At 60.9% G+C, this 14,526-nt stretch carries 14 protein-coding genes; 9 read left to right on the top strand and 5 right to left on the bottom strand.

Annotated features, from left to right (window positions below):
- Window positions 1-917, bottom strand: a 917-nt coding sequence (locus tag ACVI9W_RS25740) for an APC family permease (protein ID WP_461531766.1), incomplete at its 3' end; no start/stop codon positions are given.
- A gap of 163 nt (window positions 918-1,080) precedes the next feature.
- Window positions 1,081-2,463, bottom strand: coding sequence for an aspartate aminotransferase family protein (locus tag ACVI9W_RS25735; RefSeq protein WP_461531765.1), 1,383 nt, complete (start codon window positions 2,461-2,463; stop codon window positions 1,081-1,083).
- 302 nt (window positions 2,464-2,765) lie between these two features.
- Between ACVI9W_RS25735 and ACVI9W_RS25730 the strand changes: the two genes are divergently transcribed.
- From ACVI9W_RS25730 to ACVI9W_RS25715, 4 genes are all read left to right on the top strand, one after another.
- A complete protein-coding gene (locus tag ACVI9W_RS25730) occupies window positions 2,766-4,256 on the top strand; it encodes an aldehyde dehydrogenase (RefSeq protein ID WP_461531764.1) in 1,491 nt (496 codons plus the stop codon).
- 65 nt (window positions 4,257-4,321) lie between these two features.
- Window positions 4,322-5,362 carry an ABC transporter substrate-binding protein gene (locus tag ACVI9W_RS25725; protein ID WP_461531763.1) on the top strand — a complete coding sequence of 347 codons (1,041 nt, stop codon included), beginning with the start codon at window positions 4,322-4,324 and terminating at the stop codon, window positions 5,360-5,362.
- Window positions 5,363-5,463: 101 nt separating this feature from the next.
- On the top strand, window positions 5,464-6,315 hold the full coding sequence (locus tag ACVI9W_RS25720) for a helix-turn-helix transcriptional regulator (protein WP_461531762.1): 852 nt from the start codon (window positions 5,464-5,466) through the stop codon (window positions 6,313-6,315).
- 163 nt (window positions 6,316-6,478) lie between these two features.
- Window positions 6,479-7,342 (top strand): DNA-binding protein, encoded by an 864-nt coding sequence (locus ACVI9W_RS25715; RefSeq protein WP_461531761.1) that lies wholly within the window; start codon window positions 6,479-6,481, stop codon window positions 7,340-7,342.
- Here the strand turns inward: ACVI9W_RS25715 and ACVI9W_RS25710 are convergent.
- On the bottom strand, window positions 7,327-7,848 hold the full coding sequence (locus ACVI9W_RS25710; RefSeq protein WP_461531760.1) for a GNAT family N-acetyltransferase: 522 nt from the start codon (window positions 7,846-7,848) through the stop codon (window positions 7,327-7,329). The two genes, ACVI9W_RS25715 and ACVI9W_RS25710, sit on opposite strands and share 16 nt — an antisense overlap.
- Before the next feature lie 187 nt (window positions 7,849-8,035).
- On the opposite strand from ACVI9W_RS25710, the gene ACVI9W_RS25705 reads away from it, so the two are divergent.
- The 5 genes from ACVI9W_RS25705 to argE all read left to right on the top strand — a co-directional run bounded on the left by ACVI9W_RS25705 (window position 8,036) and on the right by argE (window position 12,350).
- A complete protein-coding gene (locus tag ACVI9W_RS25705; RefSeq protein ID WP_461531759.1) occupies window positions 8,036-8,572 on the top strand; it encodes a hypothetical protein in 537 nt (178 codons plus the stop codon).
- A 210-nt stretch (window positions 8,573-8,782) separates the two neighbouring features.
- Window positions 8,783-10,102, top strand: coding sequence for a flavin-containing monooxygenase (locus ACVI9W_RS25700; protein WP_461531758.1), 1,320 nt, complete (start codon window positions 8,783-8,785; stop codon window positions 10,100-10,102).
- On the top strand, window positions 10,102-10,512 hold the full coding sequence (locus ACVI9W_RS25695; protein WP_003201555.1) for a RidA family protein: 411 nt from the start codon (window positions 10,102-10,104) through the stop codon (window positions 10,510-10,512). Before ACVI9W_RS25700 ends, ACVI9W_RS25695 begins: the two co-directional genes overlap by 1 nt.
- A 10-nt stretch (window positions 10,513-10,522) precedes the next feature.
- On the top strand, window positions 10,523-11,197 hold the full coding sequence (locus ACVI9W_RS25690; RefSeq protein ID WP_038611119.1) for a DUF1028 domain-containing protein: 675 nt from the start codon (window positions 10,523-10,525) through the stop codon (window positions 11,195-11,197).
- Window positions 11,190-12,350 (top strand): acetylornithine deacetylase, encoded by a 1,161-nt coding sequence (gene argE / locus ACVI9W_RS25685; RefSeq protein ID WP_461531757.1) that lies wholly within the window; start codon window positions 11,190-11,192, stop codon window positions 12,348-12,350. The genes ACVI9W_RS25690 and argE overlap by 8 nt, the downstream gene beginning before the upstream one ends.
- A 209-nt stretch (window positions 12,351-12,559) precedes the next feature.
- Here argE and ACVI9W_RS25680 read toward each other — a convergent pair whose 3' ends face one another.
- Window positions 12,560-13,471 (bottom strand): LysR family transcriptional regulator, encoded by a 912-nt coding sequence (locus ACVI9W_RS25680; protein WP_038616624.1) that lies wholly within the window; start codon window positions 13,469-13,471, stop codon window positions 12,560-12,562.
- Window positions 13,472-13,587: 116 nt separating this feature from the next.
- Window positions 13,588-14,295 carry an MgtC/SapB family protein gene (locus ACVI9W_RS25675; protein WP_191832550.1) on the bottom strand — a complete coding sequence of 236 codons (708 nt, stop codon included), beginning with the start codon at window positions 14,293-14,295 and terminating at the stop codon, window positions 13,588-13,590.
- Between the last annotated feature and the right edge of the window lie 231 nt (window positions 14,296-14,526).

Genomic DNA, 14,526 nt, shown 5'->3' with positions numbered 1-14,526 from the left:
CAGGCAGCCACGTAGGTGGCGGTAAAGGCGGTCACCAGCAACTCACCGCCGACACGACGCATAACGTCTACCGACGCCGAGTCCGGGTCGGCGAAGGTGTTCCATTCCGGAAACACCAGCTGGGCAAAATACGACACCAGCACAAACAGCAGGCCACCGATCAGCGACACCACCATGATCGCCAGTGGGATGCGGAATTTCGGGTTGGTGGTTTCCTCCGCCATGGTCGAAACGGCGTCGAAGCCGAGGAAGGACAGGCACAGCACGGCGGCACCGGTCATCACCAGCGGAACGCTGAAGCCTTCATGATGGAAGGGTTGCAGCAGCGATACCGGCTCCGACTGTGCGCTCAGGTTGTGGATCGACAAGGCGACGAAGACCACGATGAATACCAGCTGGACAACCACCATGATCCAGTTGACCCGTGTCACCGACTCGATGCCGATCAGGTTCAGGAAGGTCACCAGCGCAATGGAGCCGAGCACCCACACCCAGGCGTGAATCGTCGGGAAGTACTCGGACATGTAGATGCCGATCAGCAGGTAACTGAGCAGCGGCAGGAAGATGTAGTCGAGTAGCAGGGTCCAGCCGGCCATGAAGCCGAAGTAGCTGCCAAAGGCCTTGCGGGTGTAGGTGTAGACGGAGCCTGAATACGGGTGGGCCTGGACCATGCGCCCGTAACTGTAGGCGGTCAGCAGCATGGCGGCGAGGGTCAGCAGGTAGGCGGTGGGTAAATGCCCCTTGGTCATCTGGGTGACCAGCCCGTAGGTGGTGAACACCGCCAGCGGGACCATGTAGGCGAGACCGAAGAGCACCAGTGCGGTGAGGCTCATGGATTTGCGAAAGTGGCCCGAAGCGCTGGCTTGCAATGGGTCATGGTGGGGGTGAGTTTCTGCTGTGTTTGTTGTTGTATGCATTGCGAACTCCTGGAAATCGAATACAGGACGCTGCGGCAGGCGAGGGGGCTCGCTACCGTTGATAAAGCTTCTTTGCAGGTCATGGGGTTAGCCGCTTGCAGGCTGCCCTGGGTCAAACGCTGTGCACGCAAAGCGCCCACGCCGGTCGGCGTGGGCGTTCAGGTCAGAGTTTGCCGACCAGCCGCGCGGTGCGGTCGACGGCGATGCGGGTCTTCTCGACCAGCTCGTCGAGTTCCGCGCGAGTGGCGACCAGGGCGGGCGCCATGATCATGCGGCCGAGGGTCGAGCGAATGATCACGCCTTCTTCGAAACCGAAGGTGCGGCACTGCCAGGCCAGGTCGTTCTCATTGTCGAAGCGCTTGCGGGTTGTCTTGTCTTCGGCAAACTGCAGGGCGGCCAGCAGCCCGGTCCCTTGAATGTCGCCAATCAGCGGATGCTGGGCGAACGCTTCGCGCAGAATCTGCTGCAGGTACGGCCCGGTGTCGTCCTTGACCTGGCGGACGATGCCCTCGTCACGCAAGGCCTTGAGGTTGGCCACCGCCACCGCTGCGGCCACCGGGTGCCCGGAGTAGGTCAGCCCGTGAGCGAATACACCGCCGCGCTCGACCAGCGCTTCGGCGATGCGCTTGCTCAGCACCAGGCCGCCCATGGGCACATAGCCGCTGGTCAGGCCTTTGGCGATGGACAGCGTGTCCGGCTCGAAACCGAAGTGCTGATGGGCGAACCACTCGCCGGTCCGGCCAAAGCCACCGATCACTTCGTCCGCGCACAGCAGCACATCGTACTGGCGGCAGATGCGCTGAATTTCCGGCCAGTAGCTTTCAGGCGGGAAGATCATGCCGCCGGCGCCCTGGAAAGGCTCGGCGATAAACCCGGCGACATTCTCGGCACCCAGTTCGAGGATCTTCTCTTCCAGTTGCAGGGCGCAGCGTTTACCGAACTCGGCCGGGGTCAGGTCGCCGCCGTGGGCATACCAGTACGGCTCGTCGATGTGCGCGATGTCGGGAATCATCCCGCCCATCTCGTGCATGAACTTCATCCCGCCCAGCGCGGTGGCCGCCAGGGTCGAGCCGTGGTAACCATTCCAGCGGCCGATCATGATCTTCTTCTGCGGTTTGCCGACTACCTGCCAGTAACGGCGCACGGTGCGGATCAGCACCTCGTTGGCCTCGGAGCCGGAGTTGGTGTAGATCGCGTGGCTGTAGTGCCCTGGCAGCAGGCTGAACAGCAGCTCGGAGAGCTCGATCACTGCCGGGTGGGTGGTGTGGAAGAACATGTTGTAGTACGACAGTTGATCCATCTGCGCGGCGGCGGCGGCGGTCAGGTCCCGGCGGCCGTAGCCGAGCTGGGTGCACCACAGGCCGGACATGCCATCCAGGTAACGGTTGCCGTCGTTGTCCCACAGGTTCAGGCGCTCACCGCGGACCATCACCCGTGGCCCTTCGGCATTCAGTGCCTTCTGATCGAGAAACGCATGGATATGGTGGGCGGCGTCGGATTTCTGATAGTCCTGGGTGTCGCGTTGCGGGGCAAAGGGTGCATTCATGGCTCTGTTCTCTTTCTTGATAAGCACGTGAGAGGGGAAGGCCGCGCTGATCCAGTGCGCAAACTGGCGCCTGTCCTGGACGCCGGGGTTGGAGAAATGCTCCCACACTCCCGACGCACCCGAAATCACCCGTTTTGGTGACATCACCCCGCCGATTCCCGAGTCGGCAAGGTGCCGGACTGCAGAGCTTTTTCGTATGACTGGAGAACATTTTTACTAATTTGCCTTGCTTCGATAGTGGCGCACCATCGACCCACATGAATAACAACAGACCGTGTCCACGGTCGATGTGGGAGTGCAGCGTGTTCGACCTTAACTTCTGGCAGCAGCGGGCCAAGCGCCAAACATTCATCGATACCGCCCTTATTGGTGGTCATCAGGTGAAGCCTTCCTCGGGGGCAACCTTCGATGCGATCAACCCCGCCACCAATCAGCTGCTCGCTCGCGTTGCGGCCTGTGGCGAGGACGAGGTCAACCTGGCTGTGCGCACTGCACGGCGCGCATTCAACGAAGGTCCGTGGGCGCGCATGGCACCTGTGCAGCGCAAGAAGATCCTGCTCAGGCTTTCCGAGCTGCTGCTGGAGCACCGCGAAGAGCTGGCCCTGCTGGACTCCCTGAACATGGGCAAGCCTGTCATGGATGCCTACAACATCGACGTTCCGGGGGCGGCCGGGGTGTTCGCCTGGTACGGCGAGGCGCTGGACAAGGTCTACGACCAGGTCGCGCCAACGGCTGCCAATGCATTGGCAACCATCACCCGCGAAGCATTGGGAGTCGTCGCCGCAGTGGTGCCATGGAACTTCCCGCTGGACATGGCAGCCTGGAAACTCGCCCCGGCGCTGGCCGCAGGAAACAGCGTGGTATTGAAACCCGCTGAGCAGTCACCGTTCTCTGCCCTGCGCCTGGGCCAGCTCGCACTGGAGGCGGGTATTCCGGAAGGCGTGCTGAACGTTGTGCCGGGGCTGGGCGAGAGCGCCGGCAAGGTCTTGGGACTTCACCCGGACGTCGACTGTCTGGTGTTTACCGGGTCGACCCAGGTGGGCAAATATTTCATGCAGTATGCTGCCCAGTCGAACCTCAAGCAGGTCTGGCTGGAGTGTGGTGGCAAAAGCCCGAACCTGGTGTTCGCCGACTGCCAGGATCTCGATCTGGCTGCAGAAAAAGCGGCGTTCGGCATCTTCTTCAATCAGGGCGAGGTGTGTTCGGCCAACTCCCGGCTGTACGTGCAGCGCTCGATCCATGACGAGTTCATCGAGCGGGTGATCGCCAAGGCGCAAGCCTGGATCCCGGGTGATCCTCTCAATCCAGCCAGCACCGCAGGGGCGATCGTCGATAGTGAGCAGACCGCGCGCATCATGCGGGCGATCGGCCAGGCGAGTGAGGAGGGCGCGAAGCTGCTGAGCGGTGGCGAGCAGCTGACCTTCAATGGTTCCTCCAACTTCATCCAGCCGACTATCTTCGGCAACGTGAAGAGCGACAGCCGCCTTGCCCGTGACGAAATCTTCGGCCCCGTGCTTGCCATCAGCGCCTTTGATAGCGAAGAGGAGGCAGTGCGGCTCGCCAACGACAGCATCTATGGTCTGGCCGCTTCGGTATGGAGTGACGATCTCAACCGCGCCCATCGCGTAGCCAGGGCGCTGAAGGCCGGTACCGTCTCGGTCAATACCATGGACGCACTCGATACTGCCGTTCCGTTCGGCGGGGGCAAGCAGTCCGGGTTCGGCCGCGATCTTTCGTTGCACTCGTTCGACAAGTACACACAACTGAAAACCACCTGGTTCCAGCTGCGTTAAAGCCTGGCGCCAGCCGGCGCCTCAATAACAACAAATACACAACTATAAGTCGTGAGGGCGTTTCCATGCGTACTATCACCGCGTCGCTCAGCTTTGCAGTGCTTACCGCTGTCAGTCTTCCTGCGCTTTCCAGCACCTCCAGTCTGACGGTCATCTCTTTTGGTGGCGCTACCAAGGCCGCTCAACAGGCCGCCTATTTCCAGCCCTTTGAAAGCAGCGGGGCAGGGAAGGTGGTGGCTGGCGAATACAATGGCGAACTTTCAAAGATCAAAGCCATGGTCGACGTCGGCCATGTGTCCTGGGACGTGGTAGAGGTAGAAAGTCCTGAACTGATTCGCGGTTGTGAGGAGGGACTGTTCGAACGGATCGATCCGGCGCTGCTCGGCGATCAGGCCAACTACCTGCCCGGTACCGTGAGCGAATGCGGTGTGGCCAGCTATGTGTGGTCCATGGTCATTGCCTACAACACCCAGAAGCTCAGCACTGGGCCTGCGTCATGGGCTGATTTCTGGGATACCCAGCGTTTTCCAGGCAAGCGCGGTCTGCGCAAAGGTGCCAAGTACACCCTTGAGGTGGCCTTGCTCGCTGACGGCGTCTCCCGCGAGGATCTCTACAAAGTGTTGGGCACTCCGGAAGGGGTGAACCGCGCATTCCGCAAGCTCGATGAGATCAAGCAGAACATTCAGTGGTGGGAGGCCGGCGCGCAACCTCCGCAATGGCTGGTTGCCGGTGATGTGGTGATGTCCGCCGCCTACAACGGTCGCATCGCATCGGCCCAGAAGGACGGCTCCAAGCTCGGCATTGTCTGGCAGGGCAGCCTGTATGATCCTGACCACTGGGCAATCGTGCGCGGGTCCGGGAACAAGGCGCTGGCAGAGAAATTCATCACCTTCGCCAGTCAGGCCGAGTCGCAAAAAGCCTTCTCCAGCCAGATTCCTTATGGCCCCGTGCGCACTGAAGCGCTCGCTCAATTGCCTGCCGATGTCCAGCATCAGCTACCCACTGCTCCTGCCAACCTCGCCGACGCACAACTGGTGGACGCAGCGTTCTGGGTCGACCACGGTGAAGAGCTGGAACAACGCTTCAACGCCTGGGCTGCACGCTGAGCGATAAAGAGTGATGGTGAGCCCGTCGCGGCAATGGAACAATGCTTCAGCGCCGATGCTGTATTACCTCGGCATTCCCGATGCAGGAGGTGAGACGCAAGATGGGCAGTAACCGGCTTCAATCCGAAGAGTGGTTCCAGCAGATCGCTCATGTGGTCGACTGCATCGGGACGTCAGGGTTTGTCGAGTCGTTGTTCGCAGCGCTCAACTCCCTGGCGCCCGCCCATGCCATCACCGTGTTCCTGTTTCCTCATGAAGGCCTGCCTTCGGCATTGTTCGAGCGCGACGAGGAGGGGCCATGGATGCCCGAAGGCAATGTGCGCAAATACCTTGAGGGCTTCTACCTGCTGTGCCCGTTCTACCGGGCCAGTATGGAGGGCATCGCGCCAGGCTGTTACCGGCTGAGCGATGTAGCACCGGACCACTTCAAGCGTAGCGAATACTATCTGTCGTTCTACCAGCATGCGCGTCTTGAAGACGAGCTCAACTACATCGTGCCGCTCGGGCCGAAACTGACGATCGCCGTTGCCTTGGCGAGCACCTGCCGCATGAGCCGGCAACAGGTCGACGAACTCAAGCGTATTGCCCCCTGGGTGCTGGCGGTAGTGCGCCGGCATTGGGGCGATCTTGACGCCGATTCGCTCGGCGGCCGCTTTGAAAGCGCGCTTGGCCGGCAGATCAACGCAGCGCTGACCAAGTTCGGCTCTTCTTTGTTGACCGAGCGTGAGTGCCTGGTCGCTCAATACATGCTCCGCGGTCATTCCATCCGCTCGCTCGCCGAACGCCTTGGTATCAGCGAGGACACCGTCAAGACCCACCGCAAGCACCTCTACACCAAGCTTGATATCGCCAAGCAGTCGGAGCTGTTTTCGCTGTTCATCGACTCGGTAGCCCAAGCCCAGGAAGGGTTGAGCAAAGACCCGCTGGAAAGCTACCTGCGCCGCAGGCGCTGACATTCTGTTCAGCGATACCTCGAAAGCCGCGAAAATTGCATCTTAGATGCGATAAGCCGTGATTATTCGACCTCAGAAATTACTTTGTAAGGCATCCGCTTAGGCAATGAGATACCATGTAAAAATATAGTACGTACCACATTACGAAATAACAGGAGCAATCATGGCCCGAGCCGGAATCAACAAGGCTGTCGTGCACAAGGCACGGCAGGCGCTGCTGGCCCGTGGTGTACATCCCAGCATCGACGCAGTACGTATCGAACTCGGCAACACCGGGTCGAAAACCACGATTCACCGCTACCTGAAAGAGCTGGACAACCAGTACCCGGCGCAGCCATTGAGCACGCCGAATCTCAGCGATGCGCTGGCAACACTGGTCGAGCAACTGGCCGAGCAGTTGCGTGAGGAAGGGGAGGCGCGAATCGAGGAAGTGCGCAGCACGTTCGAGGCGGAGCGGCAAACGCTGCTGGCCCAGGTACAGATCAGCCAGCAGGCATTGGCAGCGCTGCAACAGCAGCACGAAATCCAGGCCGCAGCCTTGACCGGTGAGTCCGCCGCGCTGGCCACCACGCGCAGTACCTTGCAGACTGAACAGACCCGCAACGCCACACTCAATCAGGCCGTTGGCGAATTGAACCTGCGCCTGACCGACAAAGACGAGCAGGTGCAGCAGCTTCAGGTCGAGCTGCGACAGTTGCAGCAGACCTTGATCGTCAAACAGGACGAACTCACGCGCCTGAACCGTGACAACGAAGGCTTGCTGGTGCAGATCCGTACGCTCAAGGATGCCCAGCGCACGCTCAAAACCCAAAGCGAGCGGCGCCAGGCGCAAATTCAGGGGCTGGAAGTGAACCTGGCGCAACTCAATGGTTCGCGGGACGAGCTGGAAAAGCAGAACCAGAATCTGGCGCTGAGCCTGGCCGAGCGGGTCACCGAATTGCGTCAGCAGTTGCAGTTGATCGGCAAGCTGGAGGCACAGCTACGTCAGGCGGAAAAACAGGCGCAGCAGCTTCAGGACGCGCCCTGAAGCTTCAGGCGCATCGCGCACCGATCAGTCAGCCCGTGAGCCTGTTCGGCAGCTAATTGACGTTGCAGGAAATCGCTGCAGCTTTGCGCGTCGAGCCGCGCAAAGCCCAGGCGTGCATAGAAGGGCGCATTCCATGGCACGCTGGCGAAGGTGGTCAAGGTCAGCCCGGCATAGCCTTGCGTTTGCGCCCAGGCGCTGACCGTGGCGATCAACCGGCGACCTTGTCCTCGGCCTTGCAGCGCTTGCGCCACCGACAGTTCAACGATATGCCAGTCCTCGCCACAGGCCTGGCCACAGAGAAAGCCCTGCGGACGATCCTGCTCGTCAGCCACTACCCAGCTATGGCCCGCAGCGATAAATGCGCGATGCTGCGCGGCACTGAGCACGTCTTCGCTGGCGATCCACTGCAGGCCTTCGCAGGCAAGGAAGGCTTGCGCGGCAGAACGCTCGATAGCCGGGAGCAGGTCTGCGTCGTCGTCGCGGGCGCAACGGAGGGTGGTGGGCATGGTTGTACTGTCCGATACAAAAGGTGAGGCACGCCGCAAGGCCTGCTTTATCCGCCTCTGCTATATCCACAATTCACAAACAATATTGGCAGTCTCTATCGGTGGATTGTATATATTGCTGCGGAACTCAATGTTAACAACCCATGCCCGAAAAAGTTAAGCGCTCCTGTTCAGGAGGGATTTAATCATGGGTATTCACAGGGTAAAACGGCGGTTCATCCCCGATAAATGGGGGGCTGATTTTTTAGCGTTGGTGCTGCTTGTTTTTGTTTTCTTTTCGCCAGCCGCGCAATCGGCGGACTGCATAAAACTGTGCGAAGGCGGCAAGCATGACTGCCTGAACGCCTGTTCAAACGCTCCAACTGCCTCAAAAATCGCCGCCTGCAGTAATGCCTGTTACTCGACGTACGACTGCCCAGCGCGGTGCGCCAACCCGAAATCGCCAATTCCGCAATCGCAACCTTCTGCACAGAAAAACCCGACGACCCAGTGCAATAGCGCGTGCAATCAGCAATATTCACAGTGCGCGATGACCTGCCAAGGAAAAACGTCGTGCTTTGAAACCTGTGGCAGCCTGGCAAAAAACTGTTTTAGTGCCTGCGGAGGATTGTCGAACAGTACATCTTCTTCGCCATCTCAAGGGCAGTCAAAAACTCAGGAGGTATTAAATAAAGTTGATTCCTTGAACAAAGCGGTCCAAGGGATATTTGGAGCAGGAGAGTAAAATTCCGCGCATTTCAGCCGCCGCGGGGCTACCGCATTGTCAGCAGCAACCCCCGCCAACCGCCCTGGATCAATGAAATTTCCAGCGTTGCAGCTTTTTGCTTGCCAGCAACCACAAAAATCATAATTTCGTCATTTCCATCCTTTGCACAGAATGCGACCTACACCCACCCACGACGATCCGCGTGGGAAACCTCAGTAGGGCGCAGCGATGACAAACAATAAAACAGCAATAGACACGCTCGTAGTCGGCGCCGGTCAAGCCGGTGTGGCGATGAGCGAACACTTGAGCCGACTCGGCGTGCCGCACCTGGTTCTGGAGCGCAACCGTATCGCCGAAGCCTGGCGTACCGGGCGTTGGGATTCGCTGGTTGCCAATGGCCCGGCCTGGCACGACCGCTTCCCGGGCCTGGAATTCGACGGCCTCGATCCCGATGCCTTCGCTGGCAAAGACCAGGTGGCCGATTACTTCGAAGCCTACGCGAAAAAATTCAACGCCCCGGTACGTACCGGTGTCGAGGTGACCAAGGTAGAGCGCAATGTCGGTCGCCCTGGCTTCACCGTGGAAACCTCCGACGGAGTGATCGAAGCCAAAAATGTCGTGGTTGCCACTGGCCCGTTCCAGCGCCCGGTGATTCCGGCGATCGCACCTGCAGACGGCAAGGTTTACCAGATGCACTCCGCCGAATACCGCAACCCTCAGCAACTGGCCGAAGGCGCTGTGCTGGTGGTGGGCGCCGGTTCTTCAGGTGTACAGATTGCCGATGAGCTGCAGCGTGCCGGCAAGCAGGTCTACCTCTCGGTCGGCGCCCATGATCGTCCACCACGCGCCTATCGCAACCGCGACTTCTGCTGGTGGCTGGGTGTACTCGGCCTGTGGGACGCCGAGGGCGTACAACCCGGCAAAGAGCACGTGACCATTGCCGTCAGCGGTGCGCGTGGCGGTCATACCGTGGACTTCCGCCGCCTGGCCCAGCAGGGCATGACCCTGGTTGGCCTGACCAAGACGATCAACAACGGTGTGGTGAGTTTCGAATCGAACCTGGCGGAAAACATTGCCCGCGGCGACGAAAACTACCTGGCCTTGCTAGACGCCGCCGACGCCTATATCGCCGCCAATGGCCTGGATCTTCCGCCAGAGCCGGAAGCACGGATCATGCTGCCGGACCCAGACTGCATCAGTAACCCGATCCTGGAGCTGGACCTGGCCAAGGCCGGCATCACCACGATCATCTGGGCCACCGGTTATTCGGTCGATTACAACTGGCTGCAGGTCGACGCCTTCAAGGCCGACGGCAAGCCGCAGCACCAGCGCGGCGTTTCCAGCGAACCGGGTATCTACTTCGTCGGCCTGCCATGGCTGGCACGTCGTGGCTCGGCCTTTATCTGGGGTGTGTGGCACGACGCCCGGCATATCGCTGAACACATCATCAAGCAACGCGCCTATTTCGATTACCGGGATGCCTCGCAACGCCAGGCCGAAGTCCCCGTAACTCACATTCAATCCGCCAGCCTTATGGAAGTCCGTTGATGCCTACTCATACTCGTATCCGCATGTTCAACACCAAAGACACCTACCCGAACCAGACCCTGGACAACGACCTGTGCCAAGCGGTCCGCGCCGGTAACACCGTGTATGTGCGTGGCCAGGTCGGTACCGATTTCAACGGCCAGCTGGTGGGTCTCGGTGATCCACGGGCCCAGGCCGAACAGGCCATGCGCAACGTCAAGCAACTGCTCGAAGAGGCGGGCAGCGACCTGAGCCATATCGTCAAGACCACCACCTACCTGATCGACCCGCGCTACCGCGAGCCGGTGTACCAGGAAGTCGGCAAATGGCTCAAGGGCGTGTTCCCGATCTCTACCGGTCTGGTCGTCAGCGCCCTGGGCCAGCCGCAGTGGCTGATGGAAATCGACGTGATCGCAGTCATCCCCGAATAAGGAGCGTGCCATGACCTTTTCCATCGTCGGTCGCTGCGCCGAAACCGGCCAGTTAGGGATTGCCATCAGTTCGTCGAGCATTGCCGTCGGTGCCCGTTGCCCCTGGCTGCGCTCCGGTGTCGGTGCGGTTTCGAGCCAGAACATCACCTTGCCGGCCCTCGGGCCGCAAGTGCTCGATGCCCTGGGTGAAGGGCTGGCGCCGCATCAGGCGCTGGACCATGCACTGACCCGCAACGGCTACAGCCAATACCGTCAGGTTGCGGTAGTCGATGCGCAAGGGCGTACAGCGGTGTTCAGTGGCAATCATGCCTTGGGCACGCACAACGCACTGGCCGGCGAGCAATGTGTGGCCGCTGGCAACCTGCTGGCCAACAGCGCGGTGATCGAGCGCATGGTCGAAGCCTTCGAGAACAGCGAAGGCTGCCTGGCGGCGCGCTTGCTGAGCGCACTGCAAGCCGGGCAGGACGCCGGCGGGGAGGCGGGGGCGGTGCATTCGGCGGCGCTGTCGGTGGTTGGCGAGCTGGTCTGGCCGATCGTCGATCTGCGCGTGGACTGGGCCGACGAGAACCCTATCGGCGAACTGCAGAAGCTCTGGAGTGCCTATGAACCGCAACTGCAGGACTACCTGACCCGCGCCCTGAACCCGACCCTGGCCCCGAGCTATGGAGTGCCGGGCGATGAGTGAGCTGCGCAGCCGTGTCTTGCTGGCCAGGCTGATCGGTTTTGCCACGGTCAGCCGCGACTCGAACCTGCAATTGATCGAGTTCGTGCGTGACTACCTGCAAGGCCTGGGGGTGAGTTGCGAGCTGATCTACAACGCCGAGCGCAGCAAAGCCAACCTGCTGGCCAGTATCGGGCCGGCAGTGGCGGGCGGCGTGGTGCTGTCGGGGCATACCGATGTGGTGCCGGTGGACGGCCAGCCCTGGACGGTTGAGCCGTTCGCCCTCAGCGAGCGCGATGGCAAGCTCTATGGCCGTGGCGCGGCGGACATGAAAGGCTATCTGGCTTCGGTACTGGCCGCGGTGCCGGTGTTTCTTGCCAGCCCGCTACGCCGCCCCGTGCACCTGGCGTTTTCGTATGATGAAGAGGTGGGTTGTCTGGGGGTGCGCAGTCTGCTGGAAGTACTGCCGCAACGTATTCCACAGCCGGCCCTGTGTCTGATCGGCGAGCCGACAGAACTCAAGCCGGTGCTGGGTCACAAAGGTAAGCTGGCGATGCGTTGCCATGTTCATGGCGCACCGTGCCATTCGGCCTATGCGCCGTATGGCGTGAACGCCATCGAACAGGCGGCGCGCCTGATCGGTCGCCTCGGTGAGATCGGCCAGCGCCTGGCCGCACCGGAACACCACGATGAACGTTTTGATCCGGCGTTCTCCACGGTGCAGGTCGGGGTGATTCAGGGCGGTACGGCGCTGAACATCGTGCCGGCGGATTGTCGCTTCGATTTTGAGGTGCGTGCCTTGCCAGCGTTCGAGCCGCAAGCGGTTGTCGATGAACTGCAAAGCTACGCCGAGCAGACGCTGTTGCCGGCCATGCAGGCGGTCAAGGCTGACACGGCGATTCGCTTTGAGCCGATTTCGGCCTATCCGGGCCTGGCCACCGCACCTGAAAGCGCCGCCGCGCAACTGGTGGCGCAACTGTGTGGCAGCGATGATTTCAGCACTGTGGCCTTTGGCACCGAAGGTGGTTTGTTCGACCAGGCCGGGATTCCGGCGGTGGTCTGTGGTCCCGGCAGTATGGACCAGGGCCACAAACCCGACGAGTTCGTCAGTGTCGCGCAAATGGCCGCCTGCGACCGCCTGATGGATCGCCTGGCCGAGTACCTCTGCAGCAATTGATAACAAATTATCGCGGGACAAGCCCGCTGTGAGCTTCAGTGGGAGCAACTGTCTGTCAGCTGGTTCCTGTAGGAGCGGATTTACCGGGACGCCGGACCGCCGCGATGGACTGCGTAGCAGGCCCATCTTTTGGGGCCGCTTCGCGCCCCATCGCGGATAAATCCGCTCCTACAATCCTATGCGGGCCTGCCCCGCGATGTTGTTGATGTTTATACCAGCCAGGCCGCAAACTGCTCCTTGCAGTAATCGACAAACAACTGCGCAGGCTTGGTCAGCTGCGCACGTTTCAACCAGCCGGCCACCAGACCGGAGCCGGTAACGTCTTCAGCCAGTTCCACACAGACCAGCTCTTGCCCATCATAGGTGCTGGTGGTGTGTGGCCGGGTAACCAGCAGCGCAAAACCAAAACCCTGGCCGACCATGCCGCGCACCATTTCGATCGAAGGCGAGCTGAAGATAATGTTCGGGCTCAACCCCAGCTCTTCGAAAATGCTCACGAAATAGGTACGGCTGGGCTGCACATCCAGCAGGATCATCGGCTCCAGCGCCAGATCACGCAGCGATACCTGCGCCTGCTCGGCAAAGCGATGCCCGGCCGGCAGCAAGGCGTAGGGCCGTTGTGGCGCCATCAATGCTTCGGTCTCGATGGTGCTGTCCAGGTCGTGATCGTAGAAGATCGCCAGGTCGTAACGCCCGCCCGTCAGGCCTTGCACCAGCTCCTGCTGCTCGCCGTCCTGTAGGCGGATCTCGACCCCCGGAAAGCGCTCGCGAAAGCCCTTGATCAGGCGTGGCAGGTAGAGCGGGGCGACGGTCTCGAAACAGCCGATATCGATCTGTCCGCAAACCACGTCGTTATCGGCCAGGGCGTTCTGTTCGAACTCGCGGGCCATGCGCAGCAGTTCCAGGGCTTTGCGATAGAAGCGTGCGCCTCCGGGCGTAAGCGATACGCCCTGAGCGTGATGGCGGATAAACAGCTGCACGCCGAAGCTGTCTTCCAGGCCTTTGATTGCAGTTGAAATCGACGGTTGCGCGATGTACAGCTTGCGCGACGCCTCGGCGACGCTGCCGCACTCCACGGTGGTGACGAAATACTTCAACTGACGCAAGGTATAGGACGCCACAGTGCACCTCTGGCTGATTATTTTGCTACAGGTTACCCCTTTGACGCCTGGCGGCTGCAGCGGATTTTGCTCGCCATTGAGCATATTTTCGCTGTGCAGCCGCTGCGTGCTTGCGGTTAATCGGCAGTAAGTTCGTGTACCTGCCAGCGCACGGAGCTGACACCTTTTTCCAGGCTCACCCGGCTGACCAGACGTTCCAGCTGGGTCGGCGCGTCGGGGCTGCCGAGCAGCTCGGCGCGCACTTCCAGTTTCGCCGGGTTGGCCAGGTCTTCGCTGTGCAGTGACTGCAGGCGCAGACCGCCACTGCCGAAGCTGTGCAGCATCAGGCTGCGCACCTGGATTTCGTCTTCGGCGCGGCAGGTGATGCGCACCTCAAAACGCTGCTCGGCTTCATTGGCCGGCAGCACCTCTTGATGGTTCAGACGCTGGGCAATGTCGCGCAACAGGATGTTGGCACAGAGCACCACACAGCTGCCGACTGCCGCCTCCAGCAGCAGCCCCATGCTGCACAGCACCCCGACCGCAGCGGTGCACCATAGCGTCGCGGCCGTGTTCAGACCGCGCACGTTCAGGCCATCGCGCATGATCACGCCACCGCCGAGAAAACCGATGCCCGACACCACATAGGCGGCAATACGCGAAGCATCGGTGGCAGCCATGCCCGGCACGGCCTGGGTCATCAGCACGAACAGGCAGGCGCCGGTGCTGACCAGGGCATTGGTGCGCAGGCCGGTCAGGCGCTGGCGCAGTTGACGTTCAGCGCCGATCAGGGCACCGAGTACGAGCGCGACGGTGACGCGCAGGAGAAATACTTTCCAATCCATGACAAACCTCGAATCCACGGCGCAGGGCCGCAACGCATCGAATACGGTCGATGCCGGTATGAATAAATGGATTGCGCAGGGTCACAGGCCAGGGCCACGAACAATCGTGTCGGGCTTGCAGGAAGGGAGAATGAAGCGTCGTATCCGCTGGGGATGTGAGGCACCACTGACCACCATGTACGGCGGGGCAGTGGCAGAAAGAGTCTGCTGAACTAGCGCGCCGTATGAACC

It is taken from the genome of Pseudomonas sp. 210_17 TE3656, from assembly GCF_054821965.1.
This window is presented reverse-complemented; position numbering and strand designations above follow the sequence as displayed.